Annotated in this window: 14 protein-coding genes; 12 read left to right on the forward strand and 2 right to left on the reverse strand. The window is 69.2% G+C overall.

Annotated elements, in window-relative coordinates:
• Positions 1–311: 311 nt before the first annotated feature.
• From ACFY1L_RS52225 to ACFY1L_RS52275, 11 genes are all read left to right on the forward strand, one after another.
• Positions 312–1,664 carry an ABC transporter substrate-binding protein gene (locus ACFY1L_RS52225; protein WP_388842516.1) on the forward strand — a complete coding sequence of 451 codons (1,353 nt, stop codon included), beginning with the start codon at positions 312–314 and terminating at the stop codon, positions 1,662–1,664.
• Positions 1,665–1,761: 97 nt separating this feature from the next.
• Positions 1,762–2,745: a carbohydrate ABC transporter permease gene (locus tag ACFY1L_RS52230; RefSeq protein ID WP_388842518.1), complete on the forward strand. Its 984-nt coding sequence runs from the start codon at positions 1,762–1,764 to the stop codon at positions 2,743–2,745.
• Positions 2,742–3,644 (forward strand): carbohydrate ABC transporter permease, encoded by a 903-nt coding sequence (locus ACFY1L_RS52235; protein ID WP_388842520.1) that lies wholly within the window; start codon positions 2,742–2,744, stop codon positions 3,642–3,644. The genes ACFY1L_RS52230 and ACFY1L_RS52235 overlap by 4 nt, the downstream gene beginning before the upstream one ends.
• Before the next feature lie 56 nt (positions 3,645–3,700).
• Complete coding sequence (locus ACFY1L_RS52240) at positions 3,701–5,221, forward strand: alpha-N-arabinofuranosidase (protein WP_388842522.1); 1,521 nt, start codon at positions 3,701–3,703, stop codon at positions 5,219–5,221.
• A 94-nt stretch (positions 5,222–5,315) separates the two neighbouring features.
• Positions 5,316–7,361: an RICIN domain-containing protein gene (locus ACFY1L_RS52245; RefSeq protein WP_388842524.1), complete on the forward strand. Its 2,046-nt coding sequence runs from the start codon at positions 5,316–5,318 to the stop codon at positions 7,359–7,361.
• 83 nt (positions 7,362–7,444) lie between these two features.
• Positions 7,445–9,112, forward strand: a complete 1,668-nt coding sequence (gene araB, locus ACFY1L_RS52250) for a ribulokinase (protein ID WP_388842526.1) — start codon at positions 7,445–7,447, stop codon at positions 9,110–9,112.
• A gap of 21 nt (positions 9,113–9,133) precedes the next feature.
• A complete protein-coding gene (gene araA, locus ACFY1L_RS52255) occupies positions 9,134–10,651 on the forward strand; it encodes an L-arabinose isomerase (RefSeq protein WP_388842528.1) in 1,518 nt (505 codons plus the stop codon).
• A gap of 14 nt (positions 10,652–10,665) precedes the next feature.
• Entirely contained in the window at positions 10,666–11,400 is a 735-nt protein-coding gene (araD, locus tag ACFY1L_RS52260) for an L-ribulose-5-phosphate 4-epimerase AraD (RefSeq protein WP_388842530.1), read from the forward strand.
• 733 nt (positions 11,401–12,133) lie between these two features.
• A complete protein-coding gene (locus ACFY1L_RS52265; RefSeq protein ID WP_388842532.1) occupies positions 12,134–12,487 on the forward strand; it encodes a helix-turn-helix domain-containing protein in 354 nt (117 codons plus the stop codon).
• A gap of 203 nt (positions 12,488–12,690) precedes the next feature.
• On the forward strand, positions 12,691–14,319 hold the full coding sequence (locus ACFY1L_RS52270; protein ID WP_388842534.1) for an IS200/IS605 family accessory protein TnpB-related protein: 1,629 nt from the start codon (positions 12,691–12,693) through the stop codon (positions 14,317–14,319).
• Between the two features lie 200 nt (positions 14,320–14,519).
• Complete coding sequence (locus ACFY1L_RS52275; protein WP_388842536.1) at positions 14,520–14,843, forward strand: hypothetical protein; 324 nt, start codon at positions 14,520–14,522, stop codon at positions 14,841–14,843.
• Between the two features lie 241 nt (positions 14,844–15,084).
• Here the strand turns inward: ACFY1L_RS52275 and ACFY1L_RS52280 are convergent, their stop codons facing one another.
• A complete protein-coding gene (locus ACFY1L_RS52280; protein WP_388842538.1) occupies positions 15,085–16,023 on the reverse strand; it encodes an SDR family oxidoreductase in 939 nt (312 codons plus the stop codon).
• A 93-nt stretch (positions 16,024–16,116) separates the two neighbouring features.
• The gene (locus ACFY1L_RS52285; RefSeq protein WP_388842540.1) at positions 16,117–16,749 is read right to left on the reverse strand and encodes an NADPH-dependent F420 reductase; all 633 of its coding nucleotides are present in this window, start codon (positions 16,747–16,749) and stop codon (positions 16,117–16,119) included.
• Between the two features lie 269 nt (positions 16,750–17,018).
• Between ACFY1L_RS52285 and ACFY1L_RS52290 the strand changes: the two genes are divergently transcribed.
• Positions 17,019–17,930 carry a LysR family transcriptional regulator gene (locus tag ACFY1L_RS52290; protein WP_388842542.1) on the forward strand — a complete coding sequence of 304 codons (912 nt, stop codon included), beginning with the start codon at positions 17,019–17,021 and terminating at the stop codon, positions 17,928–17,930.
• Positions 17,931–18,016 lie beyond the last annotated feature (86 nt).

Consider the following 18,016-nt stretch of genomic DNA (forward strand, 5'->3'; position numbering starts at 1 on the left):
ATCACTCTTTACTCACCGCGGTCTGAGCCGTTGCCCGGCGCGCCCGCCGCGCTGATCACCGAGCCGTCTCTCCTCTCACCCCCGCCGACGTCACGCACGCCCACCCTGCCGCGTCGACCGACGTCCGCCCGCCGGCATCCGTAGGCGGGCAGCACACCCGAGCGCCTCGCGTCCGAAGCGCCCGCCCTTCACCCGAGCCGGCATGCCGCATGCCCTCACCCCGTGCACCGCCTTCACGCCGGTCCTCCGTGTGCCCGGCGCACCTCCCGTACTCCGTCCTGCCCTCGGGCACCACACCCAGGAGATCGCTCATGTCGTCCAGCAGAAAGCCCCAGCTCCGTTCCCTCCGCCGGACCACGGTCGCGGCGACCTCCGCCGCCCTCGCCGGTGTGCTCCTCGCGGCCTGCGGCGGCGGGGGCGGTAGCTCCAGCGGCGCGCAGAGCGGCCCCGTGCACATCAAGGTGTGGGCCTGGTACCCGCAGTTCAAGCAGGTCGTGGCCGAGTTCAACAAGACCCACAAGGACGTCCAGGTCGACTGGGTGCAGGCGGGCGTCGGCCAGGACGAGTACACCAAGCTGAAGACCGCGCTGAAGGCCGGCCAGGGCGCCCCCGACGTCGTCATGCTGGAGTTCCAGGAGCTGCCGACCATCCAGCTCACCAAGGGCCTGCTCGACATGGGCAAGTACGGGGCGAGCGCGGACAAGGACAAGTACGTGTCCTGGGCCTGGAACCAGTCCTCCGACGGCGACCACGTCTACGCCATCCCGGTCGACGGCGGCCCGATGGCGATGATGTACCGGGCCGACCTCTTCAAGAAGTACCACCTCAAGGTGCCGACCACCTGGGCGGAGTACAAGGAGGAGGCGGCCAAGCTGCACAAGGCCGACCCCAGCGCCTACATGACCGACTTCGGCAGCGACGAGACGGCCGCCGGCTGGCGCCAGGGCCTGATGTGGCAGGCGGGCTCCCGCCCCTACACGTACTCGGCGAGCAAGCTGCCGGACATCGGGGTCAAGCTCAACGACGACAACGCCAAGAAGGTGTACGAGTACTGGGGCGACCTGGTCAAGAACAAGCTGGTCGACACCCAGTCGTACGCCACCACGGACTTCTACAACGGCCTGAGCAGCGGCAAGTACGCCACCTACATCGCGGCCGGCTGGGGCCCGGGCTACCTCTCCAGCGTCGCCGCGAAGACCTCCGGCAAGTGGCGCGTCGCCCCGCTGCCGCAGTGGACGGCGGGTGCTGACGCCCAGGGCGACTGGGGCGGTTCGAGCTTCTCGGTGACCTCCCAGACCAAGCACCCCAAGGAGGCCACGGAGGTCGCCCGGGAGCTGTTCGGCACCTCCCAGGCGGCCTGGAAGATCGGCATCGACCAGGCCTACCTCTTCCCGCTGTCCAACCCGATCCTCAACGGGGCGTACTTCAAGTCCAAGAAGTACGACTTCTTCGGCGGCCAGCAGATCAACTCGGTGTTCGTGCCCGCCGCGAACGGCATCAGCTCCTTCGATTGGAGCCCGTTCCAGGACTACGCCTACAACACCGACACCGGTGAGGTGGGCAAGGCCCTCCAGGGCCAGAGCGCCTGGTCGTCCGTCAACGACAACGTCCAGCAGCAGGTGACCTCCTACGCGGCCAAGCAGGGATTCAAGGTCAACAAGTAACCGGCCCGAGTCCCGACTCCCCACCGCCCCCGCCGGCGCGCCCGCGCCCGACAGCTCCGCCGCCGGCGGGGGCCCGCACGACGCGCAAGGAGAAGTGATGAGCCTGCTCCGACAGCAGGAATCCACCGCGACGGCACCGCCAAGTGCCGTCCCCGCGAGGGGACTTCGCACTCCCGTGGCGGGCCGGCGCCCCGGCGGGCTGTCCGCCCGCACCCGGCACAGGGGCATGGGCCTGCTGCTGGTCAGCCCGTTCCTCCTGCTCTTCCTGGCCTTCCTGGTGGCCCCGCTGTGCTACGCCTTCTGGCTGAGCCTGCGCACCTCCACCCTGGTCGGCGGCGACCACTTCAGCTGGTTCGCCAACTACCAGCAGACCTTCACCGACCCGCAGTTCCTGTCCGGCGTGCGCAGAGTCGTCGTCTTCGGTGTGGTCCAGATTCCGGTGATGCTCGGCCTCGCCCTGCTCGGGGCGCTGATCATCGACGAGGTCACCAGCAGGCTCGCCAAGGTCTTTAGGATGACCCTGTTCATGCCGTACGCCGTGCCCGCGGTGATCGGCGCGCTGATGTGGGGCTTCCTGTACAGCCCGACCTTCGGCCCGGTGAACTCGATCAGCGACTCGCTCGGCCTCGGCAAGGTCGACCTGCTGTCGCACGGTCTGATGCTGACCTCGCTCGGCAACATCGTGACCTGGCAGTGGACCGGCTACAACATGATCGTCCTGTACGCCGCCCTCCAGGGCCTGCCCCGCGAGGTCTACGAGGCGGCGAAGCTCGACGGCGCCGGCCAGCTCCAGACGGCCCTGCGCATCAAGGTCCCGATGATCTCCTCGGCGATGGTGCTCACCCTGATGTTCACCCTCATCGGCACCCTGCAGTTCTTCACCGAGCCGCGGGTCCTGGAGAAGACCGCCTCCTCGGTGATCACCCCGGACTACACGCCGAACCTGTACGCCTACAACCTGGCGTTCCAGTACTCGCAGTTCAACTACTCCGCCGCCATCTCCTTCTCGCTGGGAGCGGTGGTCTTCATCGGCTCCTACATCTTCCTGTTCGCCGCGCGCAAGAGGAGCGGACTGAAGTGACCACCGTCGCCGCACCCGCCGTCACCGCCGCCCCGGCCACCGGCCGTCGCCCGTCCGCCGCACGTGGACGCGTCACCGTCAACGTGGTGATGGTGGCGATGATCCTGTACTTCCTGCTGCCGTTCTGGTGGCTGGTCGTCGCCGCCACCAAGGGCAACGACGCGCTGTTCTCCACCGCCGCCCTCTGGTTCCACTCGCCGGGCTCCATCTTCACCAACCTCCAGCAGCTGTTCACGTACAACGACGGCGAGTACCTGCGCTGGATGGGCAACACCGCGATCTACGCCGGTGTCAGCGGCGTCGGCGCCACCGCCGTGGCGACCCTCGCGGGCTACGCCTTCGCCAAGTACCGCTTCCCCGGCCGCAACCTGCTCTTCTCCAGCCTGCTGGGCGCCATCATGGTGCCCGCCACCGCGCTGGCCATCCCCACCTATCTGCTGCTGAGCAAGGTGGCGCTGACCAACACCATGTGGGCGGTCATCCTGCCCCAACTGCTCAACCCCTTCGGCGTCTACCTCGTACGGGTCTACGTCCAGGAGTCCCTGCCGGACGAGCTGCTGGAGGCGGCCCGCATGGACGGGGCCGGCGAGCTGCGCGTGCTGTGGTCGGTGGCACTGCCGACCCTGAAGCCGGCGCTCGTCACCGTGCTGTTGTTCTCCATGGTCGGCACCTGGAACAACTTCTTCCTGCCGCTGGTGATGCTCAACAACGACAAGCTGTTCCCGCTCACCGTCGGCCTGCAGTCCTGGTACGAGGGGGCGATGATCCAGTCCGGCGCAAACGCGCTGTTCACCCTGGTCATCGCGGGTTCCCTGGTGGCGATCCTGCCGCTGATCGTCACCTTCCTGCTCCTCCAGCGGTACTGGCGCGGCGGTCTGACCGTCGGAAGCCTCAAGTGATCTGACGGGCCCGCCCGTTCTCCCCTCTTCTTCGCGCACCTCCCGGAGCGACCTTCATGCTGCACGCCTCCCTGGCCGTCGACCCCGCCTTCCGCGTCGCCGACGTGAGTCCCCGTACCTTCGGCTCGTTCGTCGAACACATGGGCCGCTGCGTCTACACCGGCATCTACGAGCCCGGCCACCCCCTTGCAGACGAGGACGGCCTGCGCCGTGACGTCCTGGACCTCGTGCGCGAGCTGGGCGTGACCGCCGTGCGCTATCCCGGCGGCAACTTCGTCTCCGGCTTCCGCTGGGAGGACAGCGTCGGCCCGGTCGCCGAACGCCCCACCCGCCTCGACCTCGCCTGGCACAGCACCGAGACCAACGCGTTTGGCCTGCACGAGTTCCACCGCTGGGCCCAGAAGGCCGGCGTCGAGCCGATGATGGCCCTCAACCTCGGCACCCGGGGCGTCGCCGAGGCCCTGGACCTGCTGGAGTACAGCAACCACCCGGGCGGCACCGCATGGTCCGACCAGCGGATCAAGAACGGCGCCCCCGACCCCTTCGGCATCCGCATGTGGTGCCTGGGCAACGAGATGGACGGCCCCTGGCAGACCGGCCACAAGACCGCCCAGGAGTACGGCCGCATCGCCGCCGAGACCGCCCGCGCGATGCGCATGATCGACCCGAAGCTGGAACTGGTCGCCTGCGGCAGCTCCAGCTCCGCGATGCCGACCTTCGGCGCCTGGGAGGCCACCGTCCTGGAGGAGGCGTACGACCAGGTCGACTACATCTCCTGCCACGCCTACTACGAGGAACTCGACGGCGACCTCGGCAGCTTCCTGGCCTCCGGCGTCGACATGGACCACTTCGTCGACTCGGTGGTGGCCACCGCCGACCACATCCGGGCCAAGCTGCGCCGCAAGAAGCGGATCAACCTCTCCTTCGACGAGTGGAACGTCTGGTACAACACCCGTTTCGAGGCGCAGGACAAGCCCACCGAGTGGGCCGTCGCCCCGCGCGTGATCGAGGACGAATACAACGTCGCCGACGCCGTCGTCGTCGGCGGGCTGCTGATCAGCCTGCTGCGGCACAGCGACCGCGTCACCGCCGCCTGCCTCGCCCAGCTCGTCAACGTCATCGCCCCGATCCGCAGCGAGGCCGGCGGTCCCAGCTGGCGGCAGACCACCTTCCACCCCTTCGCCCAGGCGGCCCGCCACGCGCGCGGCACGGTCCTGCGCGTGGAGCCGGTCGCGCCGACGTATGAGACGAAACGTTACGGCGAAGTCTCCGTCGTCGACGCCGTGGCCACGCACCTCGCGGAGGCGGACGGCGCCGACGAGCTCACCGTCTTCGCCGTCAACCGGCACCAGAGCGAGAACGTCGAACTCGCCCTCGACCTGCGGGCGTTCCCCGGCTACACGCCGGTCGAGCACTCGGTGCTGAGCGACCCCGACATCCGCGCCGCCAACACCCAGGACGACCCCGACCGGGTCCGCCCGTACACGGCAGACACCCCTCCCGTCGCCGACGGCCGTCTCACCGCGAGCCTGCCGCCGGTCTCCTGGAACGTCATCCGGCTGCGCCGCGCCGGCTGACCCACCCCCTCGGACACCCGCCGTTGCTTGTTCTCCCGGAGAGCGGCGGGCCCCGCACCACCCCCTCTTCCCGGACATCCCTTGGGAGCCGCCCATGTCCACCACCAGGGACGGCGCCAGACACGGCGCCCTGCCCCGCACTCAGGCGATCACCCTGCTGCTGGCCCTGCTCGCAGCCGCCGTCGCCCTCGTCCTGCCCGCCGCCGGCCCGGCGCACGCGATCTCGCGCGCCTCGCAGACCATGTACACCCCGCCGTCGAACGCCCCGTCCCCCGGCTCGCTCTACCCGCGCGCCGTGCGCCTGCAGTACAGCGGATCCTCCGACGGCACGCTGCTCGCCACGTTCGAGCAGTACAGCTCGGGCACCCCGGTCTTCCCGATCTACCGCAGCACCGACAACGGCAACAGCTGGACGCAGATCTCCAGCATCACCGACACGCACAACGGCTTCGGCATGCGCTACCAGCCGTTCCTGTACGAACTCCCCACCGCCGTAGGCAACTTCCCGGCGGGCACGATCCTCGCCGCCGGCAACTCCATCCCCAGCGACCTGTCCTCGACCTCCCTCGACCTGTACGCCAGCACCGACCACGGCAGCAGCTGGTCCTACGTCAGCACCATCGCCACCGGCGGCGAGGCCGACCCCACCAACGGCAAGACGCCGGTGTGGGAGCCGTTCCTGATGGTGTCCGGCAACAAGCTGATCGCGTACTACTCCGACCAGCGTGACCCCAACAACGGCCAGAAGATCGTGCATCAGGTCAGCACGGACGGCGTGAACTGGGGTTCCGTGGTGAACGACGTCGCCACGTCGACGTACGGTGACCGCCCGGGCATGCCCGTCGTCGCCAAGCTGCCCAACGGCAACTACGTGATGACGTACGAGTTCTGGGGCGCTCCGGAGGGCGGCTTCGCCGTCTACTACAAGATCTCCTCCAACCCGGAAGCGTTCGGTTCCGCCACTGGCATCGCCCTCAAGGCGACCGACGGCACCCAGCCCAAGAGCTCCCCGTACATCACCTGGCTGCCCACCGGCGGCGCGAACGGCACCCTCGTCGTGAGCGCCAACAGCAGTGACGACCTGTTCCTCAACACGCAGAACGGCGCTGCGAACACCTGGACGCGCATCGCCTCCACCGTGCCCGGCGGCTACAGCCGCGGCCTGCTCCCGCTGGCCGACGGCCACAGCCTGCTGGTCCTCAGCGGCGGGCACCTCACCAGCACCGGTCTCAACCCGGTCAGCTACGGCACCATCGACCTGGGCGGCGGCATCTCGGACGGCGCCACGTACACCATGTCCAACGCCAACAGCCATCTGATGCTGACGATCGTCGGCGGTTCCACGACCAACGGCGTGGGCGCCACCCAGCAGAACGCCGACAACGCCACCGACCAGCAGTGGAAGTTCGTCCAGCAGACCTCCGGCTACTTCAAGATCTTCAACGTGGCCAGCGGCAAGGTCCTGGGCGTGCAGAACCAGTCCACCGCCAACGGCGCCAAGGTCCTGCAGTGGGACGACAACAACACCCTCGACCACGAGTGGGCGATCGCCCCGAACCCGGCGGGCGGCTTCACCGCCACCAACCGGATCAGCAGCAAGTTCCTGGAGATCCCCAGCGCCTCCACCACCGTCGGCACCGCCGCCGGGCAGTGGTCCGACACCGGCTGCGCCTGCCAGCGCTGGAACCTCACCCAGATTGCCCTGCCCACCCTGTCCACCGGCCAGTACCGGCTGGTCAACAAGAACAGCGGCAAGTTCCTGGAGATCCCCGGCGCCTCCACCACGGTGGGCAAGCAGGCAGGCCAGTGGGTCAACACCGCCAACAACTGCCAGCTGTGGACGTTCCAGTCGGTCAGCGGCGGGGCGTGGACCGTGAAGAACGTCAACAGCGGTCTGTTCCTCGACAACAACGGCTCGACCTCGGCCGGCGCCGCCGTCGTCCAGAACTCGTCGTCGGGGGCGAGCTCCCAGAAATGGACGCTCACCGACGCGGGAGGCGGCTACTTCAAGCTCGTCAACTCCGCCAGCGGCCTGGTGGCGGACGTCGCCTCCGCCTCCACCGCCAACGGCGCGCTGATCGTCCAGTCGGCGGACAACGGCGCCGATGACGAACTGTGGCAGGTCGTGCGGGTCAACTGACCCGCCAGGGGGCCCGGTCACGGCCGGGCCCCCGTTCATCCGTCCGATATCCCGAACGATGACTGACATACCGAACGAGAGAGATGGGTCGCCCCGTGTCTGAAGAACCCTGTGTCGTGGGCGTCGACTTCGGCACCCTGTCCGGCCGTGCCGTGGTGGTGCGGGTCAGCGACGGCGCGGAACTGGCGTCGGCGGAGCACGTCTACGCCCATGCCGTCCTCGACCGGAGCCTGCGCGACGGCACCCGGCTGCCCCCCGACTGGGCCCTGCAGGTGCCCTCGGACTACATCGACGTGCTGCGAGGCGCCGTACCCGAGGCGATGACGAAGGCAGGCGTGCGGCCGGAGCAAGTCATCGGCATCGGCACCGACTTCACCGCCTGCACGGTCCTGCCGGTCCTCGCCGACGGCACACCGCTGTGCGAACTCCCCGGCCTGGACAACCGCCCGCACGCCTACGTCAAGCTGTGGCGCCACCATGCCGCCCAGGGCCAGGCCGACCGGATCAACACGCTGGCCGCCGAGATGAAGGAGCCGTGGCTCGAGCGGTACGGCGGGAAGATCTCCTCGGAGTGGGAGTTCGCCAAGGCGCTCCAGGTGCTGGAGGAGGACCCCGAGATCTACCGGCGGACCGAGCGGTGGCTGGAGGCGGCCGACTGGATCGTGTGGCGGCTGTGCGGGACGTACGTCCGCAACGCCTGCACAGCCGGTTACAAGGGCCAGTACCAGGACGGCACTTACCCCTCCCGGGACTATCTCGCCGCCCTGAACACGGACTTCGCCGACTTCGTGACCCACAAGCTGGACCATCCCATCGGTCAACTCGGCGATCCGGCCGGAGTGCTGACGGCCGAGGCGGCCGCCTGGACCGGGCTGCCGGAGGGCATCACGGTCTGCGTCGGCAACGTCGACGCCCATGTCACCGCCCCGGCGGCGGTCGCCGTGGAACCCGGCCAGATGGTCGCCATCATGGGCACCTCCACCTGCCACGTGATGAGCTCCGACCAGCAGGGTGTGGTGCCCGGCATGTGCGGGGTCGTGGACGGTGGCATCCTCCCCGAGCTGTGGGGCTACGAGGCCGGGCAGAGCGGCGTCGGCGACATCTTCGGCTGGTTCGTCCGAACGGGCCTGCCCGCCGAGTACGCGGAGCGTGCCGCCGCGGCCGGCCAGACCCCGCACGAGTACCTGACCGCCCTCGCGGCCGGCCAGAAGGTCGGCGAACACGGCCTGATCGCCCTCGACTGGCACAGCGGCAACCGCTCCGTCCTGGTCGACCACGACCTCAGCGGCCTGCTCATCGGCCAGACGCTCTCCACCCGCCCCGAGGACATCTACCGCGCCCTGCTCGAGTCCACCGCCTTTGGCACCCGCACCATCATCGACGCCTTCGAGTCCGCCGCCGTACCGGTGACGGAACTGATCATCGCGGGCGGCCTGACGAAGAACGCCCTCCTCATGCAGATCTACGCCGACGTCACCCGCCGCCCGCTGAGCATCATCGGCTCGACCCAGGGCCCGGCCCTCGGCGCCGCGATGCACGCCGCCGTCGCCGCCGGGGCGTACCCCGACATCCGTGCCGCGGCCCACGCCATGGGCAAGGTCCACCGCCGGGTCTACCTGCCGGACCCGCAGCGCGCGGCGGCCTACGAGCGCCTCTACTCCGAGTACCGCGTGCTGCACGACTACTTCGGCCGCGGCACCAACGACGTCATGCACCGCCTGCGCCGCATCCGCGCGCAAGCCTCGGCCTGAGCCACTGTGAAAGGAACCCTCATGACCACTTCCGAAAGGCCCTACGACAGCCAGGAGATCTGGTTCCTCACCGGAAGCCAGGGCCTGTACGGCGACGACGTGCTGCGCCAGGTCGCCGACCAGTCCAGAAGCATTTCCGAGACCCTCGGCCGCCCCGGGAAAGTCCCGGTCAGGATCGTGTGGAAGCCGGTCCTCACCGACGCCGAGTCGATCCGCCGGATGTGCCAGGAGGCGAGCGCCTCCGACGCCTGCGTCGGCGTGATCGTGTGGATGCACACCTTCTCCCCGGCGAAGATGTGGATTGCCGGACTCAGTGCCCTGGACCGGCCGTTGCTGCATCTGCACACCCAGTACAACCTGTCGCTGCCCTGGCCGAGTATCGACATGGACTTCATGAACCTCAATCAAGCCGCCCACGGCGACCGGGAGTTCGGGCACATCGAGTCCCGCGTCGGCGTCGACCGCAAGATCGTCGCCGGTCACGCGACCGACCCGAGGGTGATCCGGCGCGTCGCCGCCTGGGCCCGTGCCGCCGTCGGCCGCCACGCCTCGCGGACCCTGCGGCTGGCCCGCTTCGGCGACAACATGCGCGACGTCGCCGTGACCGAGGGCGACAAGGTGGAGGCCCAGCTGCGGTTCGGCTTCTCCGTCAACACCTACGCCGTCAACGACCTGGTCGCCGTCGTCGACGACGTCGAGGACAAGGCGGCCGCCGAACTCGCCGACGAGTACGTGGAGTCGTACGAGGTCGTCCCGGCCCTGCGCCCCGGCGGCATCCGCCACGACTCGCTGCTGTACGCGGCCCGCCTCGAACTCGGCCTGCGCGCCTTCCTGACGGAGGGCGGCTTCACCGCCTTCACCACCAACTTCGAAGACCTCGGCGGCCTGCGCCAGCTGCCCGGCCTCGCCGTCCAGCGCCTCATGGCCGACGGCTACGGCTTCGGCGGCGAAGGAGACTGGAAGACCTCCGCCCTGCTGCGCACGATGAAGCTCATGGGCGCCGGACTGCCCGGCGGCACCACCTTCATGGAGGACTACACCTACCACCTCGGCCCCGGCACCCCGCGCGTCCTGGGCGCCCACATGCTGGAGGTCTGCCCCTCCGTGGCCGCCGACCGCCCCCGCTGCGAGATCCACCCCCTGTCCATCGGCGGCCGCGAGGACCCGGTCCGCCTGGTCTTCAACGCCTCCGAAGGGCCCGCCGTGGTCGTCGGCCTCTCCGACCTCGGCGACCGCTTCCGCCTCACGGCCAACGCCGTCGACGTCGTCACCCCGAGCGAACCCCTGCACCGCCTGCCGGTCGCCCGCGCCGTATGGAAGCCACGTCCGTCCCTGGCGGAATCGGCGGAGAGCTGGCTGCTTGCCGGCGCCCCGCACCACACCGTGCTCAGCTCGGCGGTCGACGTCGAGACCCTGACCGACTACGCCGCCATGACCGGCGTCGAACTGCTCACGATCGACGACAACACCACCACCGAGCAGTTCGGCAAGGAAATCCGCTGGAACGCCGCCTACCACCGCCTCGCCCAGGCCCTGTGACGAAGGAGACCACGATGCCCACAGTTGTCCGGGAGGGCCTGCGCCAGGAGGTACTGGAGGCGAACCTTGCCATCCCCCAGGTCGGCCTGGCGACCCTGACCTGGGGAAACGTCAGCGGGGTCGACCGCGAGGCGGGCGTGTTCGTCATCAAGCCTTCCGGGGTCCCCTACGAGGCCCTGACCATCGACGACCTGGTGACGGTCCGGCTGTCCGACGGCGCGGTGGTCGAGGGCGACCTGCGCCCCTCCACCGACACCGAGACCCACCGCTGCCTGTACCTGGCGTTCCCGTCCGTCGGCGGCGTGACCCACACCCACTCCACCCACGCCGTCGCCTTCGCCCAGGCCCGCCGCGACATCCCCGTCCTCGGCACCACCCACGCCGACACCTTCAACGGCCCCGTCACCGTCACCCGTGACCTCACCGAGGAGGAGTGCGCGAAGGACTACGAGTACAACACCGGCCACGTCATCGTGGACCTCCTCGACGGCGACGACCAGCGGGCCGTCGAGGTCCCCGCCGCCCTCGTCGCGGGACACGGCCCCTTCACCTGGGGCTCAGACGCCCGCAAGTCCCTGGAACACGCGATCATCTGCGAGGCGGTCGCCGACATCGCCCTCCACACCATGTCCCTCTCACCGACGACACCGCCACCCCGTCACCTCCTGGAGCGCCACTACACCCGCAAACACGGCCCCGACGCCTACTACGGCAATCCGACGACCCCGACGACCCCGGCTACCCGGTGACGGCGATGCACAGAAGCCGCGTATACGCCGTACTGATCGACACACCCGAAGCCGAGGCCGCCCGGGCAGCGGACTTCTGATCGGCAGCTCTCGGTGTGACTGCCCAACAGTGGTGGATCTGCGCGTACCAACGGCAGCCTGCCCCCTGCGATCGCAGGTGCGCCTCGTCGCCGTGTCGGTCATGCGCTACCACCCCGCTGCGGATCGTTGTTACGCCAGGCTCAGCAGGTGCCCGCCGGGCGGGGATTCATCCCGGGACACCGCTCTTCCGAGTGCATTTGTAGTAGAACTCCGCCCACCCACCCTGAAAAAAAATCTGTAGCGGTCACAGTAGACATTGCCTCGCCGCAGGGCTACTGTTTTTGCTGTACCCAGCAAGGTCAGTGAGGGCACGACAACGATGATCTGCCCTGCAGGCGGGCCAGGCAGGACGCGGCCCACGGTGCCGCGGGCAGTACCCGCATTGCCCAGCAGTGCAACCGATTAACCGAGGTAAGGAGAAGACGCCATCAGGATCGCCCGGGTGAGGAAGAAGGCCGCCCGGGTACCGCAGGCCCCGGATTGGAAGGTGGTCCCCGGTCACGCATCCGCGATCCCCGCAGCCCCGCCCTCCCAGGCGGCACCTGCGGACAAAGAAGGCCGGCGTAGTCGCCGGTAGATGGTGTTGAAAGCTCGGGGCCCGGGTGCCGCACGGCAGCCGGGCCCCCCGACGTGTCCCCGAAAGAAGAGGTCTGTGCCCCCTGCCGGTTCCCGCCCCGTCGACCGTCTCGACGATGACGACTACCCCGCCTACACCATGGGCCGGGCCGCCGAAATGCTCGGCACCACCCCCGCCTTCCTCCGCGCCCTGGGCGAACACCGCCTGATCACCCCGCTGCGCTCCGAAGGCGGCCACCGCCGCTACTCCCGCTACCAGCTCCGCATCGCCGCCCGCGCGCGTGAACTGGTCGACCAGGGCACCTCCATCGAGGCCGCCTGCCGCATCGTCATCCTCGAAGACCAACTCGAAGAAGCCCGGCGCATCAACGAGCAACTGCGCACACAAGGGGGCCAGCCGCAGTCACCGACGGCTGGGAATGCGGGATGAATTCCCTGAGCAAAGGTGGTTGGGAACTGCTGCTGATTGACAGCATTTGGATGCGCTCTGGCGCGCATGAGTGAGCATCTCGACCGCGACGTGCGCGCGTCTGGGTAGGGAACGGGAGTTCTTGCGTCGAATGCGTGACCTTCGCGGGCGGTCTTCGTTGGCTGTGGTGACGGGTTCTTGCGCACCGGGCAGGGGGTGGGGGGATGGGCGGGCTGCGCCAGGTGGCGGCTTCGTTCGTGGTGCCCGGCCCGTCCGGGGCGGCCATCCGGTGCAGTCTGAAGGGGCTGACCGCGCAGGACGGGAAGGTCCTGTGCCTGGTAGGTGACCTGCTCGGTTCCCTGGCCTCCCGTGACCTGAAGGCCCGCTGCGCGGCGGGGCTCGACCATGACAGCGACCAGTGGGCCCAGCGCAAGCGTGCCCTGACCGAGGAGTCCTCTTCCCGCTGGGCGGGCAGCATCACCAAAGCCACGCACGACCAGTGGGCACTGGCGAGGCGTGGACAGCTCGCCTGCATCCAGAACCTCGAAGCCGGCATCGACACCATCACGCGCCGGTTGTCGCTGCCGGTCGGAGACAAGGGCTCCAAGGGCAAGCCGGGCGGTTACCGCACCCGGCAGGAGTGGTTCGCCAAGTCCCGGCGCCTGCACCTGCTGGAAGACCGGCTGGAGAGGGAGCGGGCCGACTGGGACGCCGGACGCGTGCGGGTGGTGCGCGGCGGCAAGAAGCTGGCCCGCACCCGGCACCACCTCAAGGCCGCCCAGCTGACCGAGGCCGAGTGGCGCAGCCGGTGGCAGGCCGAGCGCTGGTTCCTCCAGGCCGATGGCGAGTCGGGGAAGCGGTGCGGGAACGAGACGATCCGCGTCACCCCGGACGGTGAGGTGAGCATCAAACTTCCGGCGCCGCTGGCCGGTCTGGCAAACGCCCCGCACGGCCGGTACGTGCTCGCCTGCCGGGTCGGCTTCCGGCATCGGGGCGAGCAGTGGGCCGACCGCATCACCGCCAACCGTGCCGTGGCCTACCGCATCCACTACGACGTGGCCCGTGACCGCTGGTACCTGACCGCCTCCTGGCAGATCCCACCCGTCAGGATGGTGCCGTTGGAAGCTGCCCGCAGTGGCGGGCTGATCGGCGTGGACATGAACGCCGACCACTTGGCCACCTGGCGTCTGGACGAGCACGGCAACCCGGTCGGTGAGCCCCGCAGGTTCGACTACCAGCTGACCGGCACCGCACCGCAGCGCGACGCCCAGGTGCGGCATGCCCTGATCCGCCTCCTGCACTGGGCCAAGCGCCACGGCCTGGCCCTCGCGATCGAGGACCTGGACTTCCAAGGGGAGAAGACCCGGGAGAAGCACGGGCGGCGCAAGCGGTTCCGCAAGCTGATCTCCGGCATGCCCACCGGGAAGCTGCGCAGCAGGCTGGTGTCCATGGCCGCCGCACTCGGCCTCACCCTCGTCGCCGTCGACCCCGCCTACACCAGCCGCTGGGGCGCCCAGCACTGGCAAAAGCCCCTGACCACGACAACGCGCAAGACCACCCGCCACCAGGCTGCCGCCGTGGCGATCGGAAGGCGCGCCCTGGGACATTCAGTCCGGCGACGGACGGCACCGCCCCCGCACGACCGGAGTGATCGTGCGGGGCATCGGACCGTCCAGGCCGGACCGGTTGTCCCGGGGCGTGAGGAAACCCGCCCTCGCATTCCCGGACCACGGACACGATCCGTCGGAGCCGGATGTGGAGCGAAAGCGGGGGACCAGTGTGCCCACAACCGTTCGGGGCACACGGCTGAGCATGAGTCCTGGCAACAGGACTCACTCCCGCTCAGTCTCTAGGAACGGTTCTTCACGTGCCGGAGGAGCGCTCTGGTCAGCCGACGGCCGAGGATTTGCACACCGAGCGGCCCGCTGCCGGGTCTCTCACGCTCGCGACGAATGGGCCCCGGCACGTTCGACATCGAGCCTATTCCAACCTGCCCCGCGGGCAGGGCCGCTGTGCCGGCATGCCCCCCCGACACGTGTGCCGTTGTCGGCACGTGACCAACGACGCCGTGGGACTGAAGGTCCGCGCCCTACCGGATCGCGGTTTCCCGCGCGACGTCATCGACGTCCTCAGCGCCCGCGGGCTGTACACCGTCCCAGAACTGGAGCGTCTGGGCGCGCAGCACGACGAGGAGTTCGGCCTGGAGGAGCTCCACGGCCGGCTCGAGGCGGTCGTCTTCGCCTCCGACCGCGGGTACGCCGCGTACGACATGAGCCCCGCCCACGTCGCGGAGCTGCGCGTCTGGGTCCGGAACTGGCTCGACGACCTCGGGCTGCGTCTTGCCGAGCCGTATTGCGAGGACGAGGACGGCGACTGAGGCGCCCTCGCCACGGTCACCGCACGACGCTCTGGCGGTCCGGTCGCGGCTACGGCGCGGGTTCGGCGTCGCGGAAGGGCAGTTTCGCGGTCCGGGCGAGCCGGTCCGGGGTGTCCGGCGCCGTCGCTGCCCGCCGGATGTCCCGGATGACGCGCTCACGGTCAAGCGCTCTGTATCCAGGGTCCTTCATGAGAGCCGTACTTGCCGGTTGCCGGGCTGGTTTCGATGCCGGTTCCCGCTGTCAGCCGGCGGGGAAGTAGTGGCCGTTGTCCAGATCGGCGAGCAGGGCGGGCTGGGCGGGTTGCCAGCCGAGGGTCCGGCGGGTGATGTGGTTGGACGCTGGGTAGCTCTGTGTGACGATGTTTGTGAGGAAGCCGAAGTATCCCGGCGTCATCAGGGCGTCGTGGGGAATGCTCACGGCGGGCAGGCCCAGGCGGCGGGCGAGGGCCTCGGCGATCTCGCGGAACGGGATGGCCCCGTCGCTAACCGCGTGCCAGTATCTGCCGGCCGGCCCCTTCTCCAGGGCCAGGCGGAACAGGGTGGCGGCATCGCGGATGTGCACGGCGTTCCACACGTTCGCGCCGTCGTCGTGGTAGCCGACGAACCCTTTTTCCTTCGCGAGCGCGATCAGGGTGGGGAGGAAGCCGGCGCGATCGGTCGTGCTGTGCGCGATGGTGGCGATCCGCACGACCGAAGACCGCACGCCCTGCGCGGCGAGGTCGATTACGGTCCTTTCCACGATGTTGCGGATCCGCAGGGTGCCTTTGTGTTCCTCGCCGGCGGGCAGGGCCGGGTCCTCCTCGGTGGCCGGCCGGCCCAGGTGCTGCCCGGGTGAGCCGATACTCCCGGCCGTGACAAGCGGCTTTCCGGTTCCCGCCAGTGCCTCGCCGTAGGCGAGCATGATCGGGAGTTCCGCAGCGGCCACGGCGTCCATCCCGCCGGCGGGCAGCAGATCCTGCCGGTGGGCCACGTGGATGACGCCATCGCAGCCCGCGGCTGCCTCCTTGAGTCCGTCGAGATCCTTGAGGTCGCCGCGACGGACCTTCGCGCCGAGCGCGGTCAGGGCCGCCGCGGCTGCCTCCGAGCGGGCCAGGCCGGTGACCTCGTGCCCGGCGGCGATGAGCTCGGGGATGATGTACGAACCGGAATGGCCGGTCCCCCCGGCGACGAATACGTGCATCTGGCTGTCCTTGTGAGGGTAGGTGCAGGGTCTTTTCGTGCCGTAGGTGAACTGGCGTAATGCGGCACGAAAGGTAGGGGTAGGGGGTTTATCTCAGCCGAGAAGGGTGATGCCGAGGGAGAAATTGGTGTGCTTGATGGAGTGGTTCATGAGGCCCAGTTCCAGCAGGCCGACGTTTTCCAGTGCCCGCGCCATGAACAGTGCCCCGGTGTCCCAGGGGCGCAGCCCCAGGCTCTCGACGAACGCCGACACGCGTGCCTTCGCCTGCGCGTCGTCGCCGGCGATGAACACGTCCACGGGGCGGTCCCCGGCCGGGCCGGCCGCCAGAACGTGGGAGAACACAGTGTTGAACGCCTTGACGACCTGCGCGTCGTCGGGAGCCGCCTTGGCGATCTCCTGTGCGCCGGAACTGTCGTCGGGGACGACGAAGCCCTGCAGGTCGGGGGCTACGGGGTTGGTGATGTCAACGATGATCTTGCCGCGCAGTGCGTCCCCGTACTCCCGCACCACCGCCGCAGCGCCGGCGTACGGCACGGCGAGGACAACGATGTCTCCGGCCGGGGCGGCGCCGGCCGTCCCGACCGTGGCGCCGGCGAGCGCAGCGGCCACTTCCTTGGCCTTGGCCGGGTCGCGGCCGATGATCTCGACTGCGTTGGTGCCGGCGAGCGCCCGGGCGGCCAGTGCGCGGGCCGCGTTCCCCAGGCCGATAATGCTGATGCTGCTCATGGAGTTCCTGCTTTCTGGAGCTGGACAGGACGCCATGCCCACCCCGTCGTTGTTGACGGTTTTGTCGTCGACGCCGTCGAATGACGCGATGGGGGGCGTTCAATTCCTGATGTGCTCATTTCGGGCCTGGGCCCTCCGATGTCGAATTCTTGTGCCGAATTCGCTCGGACTGTCAGGTGCCTATTCAGGCTGTCATTGGCCTGAGTGGGCGTCCAATACTTCTTTCGGCCGTGGTCATACCCTGGAGGCATCACCGACTGGGAGGCGCCATGGATCTGGACCTGCGCAAACTGCGTTATTTTGTCGCTGTGGCCGACCGGTTGCACTTCGGCCGCGCCGCCGATGAGCTGCACATCGCGCAGCCGGTGCTCAGCCGGCAGATCCGTGCGCTCGAGCAGGATCTCGGCGTCTCGCTGTTCACCAGGGATCGCCACGGCGTGGAGCTGACGGATGCGGGCCGGCAACTGCTGGCCGACGCCGGTCCGCTGCTCGCCTCAACGCACGCGGTCCGCCGCCGGGTGTCCGCGGCCGCCCGCGGCGAGCGGCGGCTGATGGTCGGTTTCCGGGCCGGCATCCCGGTCATCCCGGCGGCCCGTGCGTTCGAGGACCGGCACCCGGACGTGGTCGTGGACGTGCAGCGGATCGAGGGGGACGAGCAGGCTGCGATGCTGCTCGACGGCCGCATCGATGTCGGCTACGTGCGGCTGCCCATCGATGAGGCCGGCCTGCGCGTCACCCCGCTGTACACCGAGCCGCGGGTGGCGGTACTGCCCGCCGGGCACCGGTTGGCCGGCAAGGAGGAGGTCACCGAGGCCGACCTGGCCGGCGAACCGCTGCTCTGGCACGGTGACCCGGGCACGCAGCCCACCACACGCCCGCTCCCCGATGCCGGGTACCCGGTGCGCGGGGTGGACGAGACGCTCGAGCATGTCGCGGCCGGCCGGGGCATCTCCTTCCTGGCCCGTTCGGCGTCCGTGTTCTCCTCGCATCCGGACGTCGTCTATGTGCCCATCCCGGATCTGGCGCCCGACCAGGTGTGCCTCGCGGTGGCGGCATCTCACACCTCACCGGTGGTAGATGACTTCGTCACTGCGGCTCAGTCGACGGCCGAGATCACGGCGGAATGCGGGAACTACGAGATGTGGCAGCGTGGCGGCGAGGCCGTCACACGGCACGCTTGAGCCGTTCAACTGACCCCGTTCATCATGCGCTGAAGAGTGACATGGCCTGACGGAGTGGCGCTGTTGCGGCTGAACTCTCAAGACGG

Source organism: Streptomyces sp. NPDC001663 (genome assembly GCF_042893105.1).
Taxonomy (GTDB): domain Bacteria; phylum Actinomycetota; class Actinomycetes; order Streptomycetales; family Streptomycetaceae; genus Streptomyces.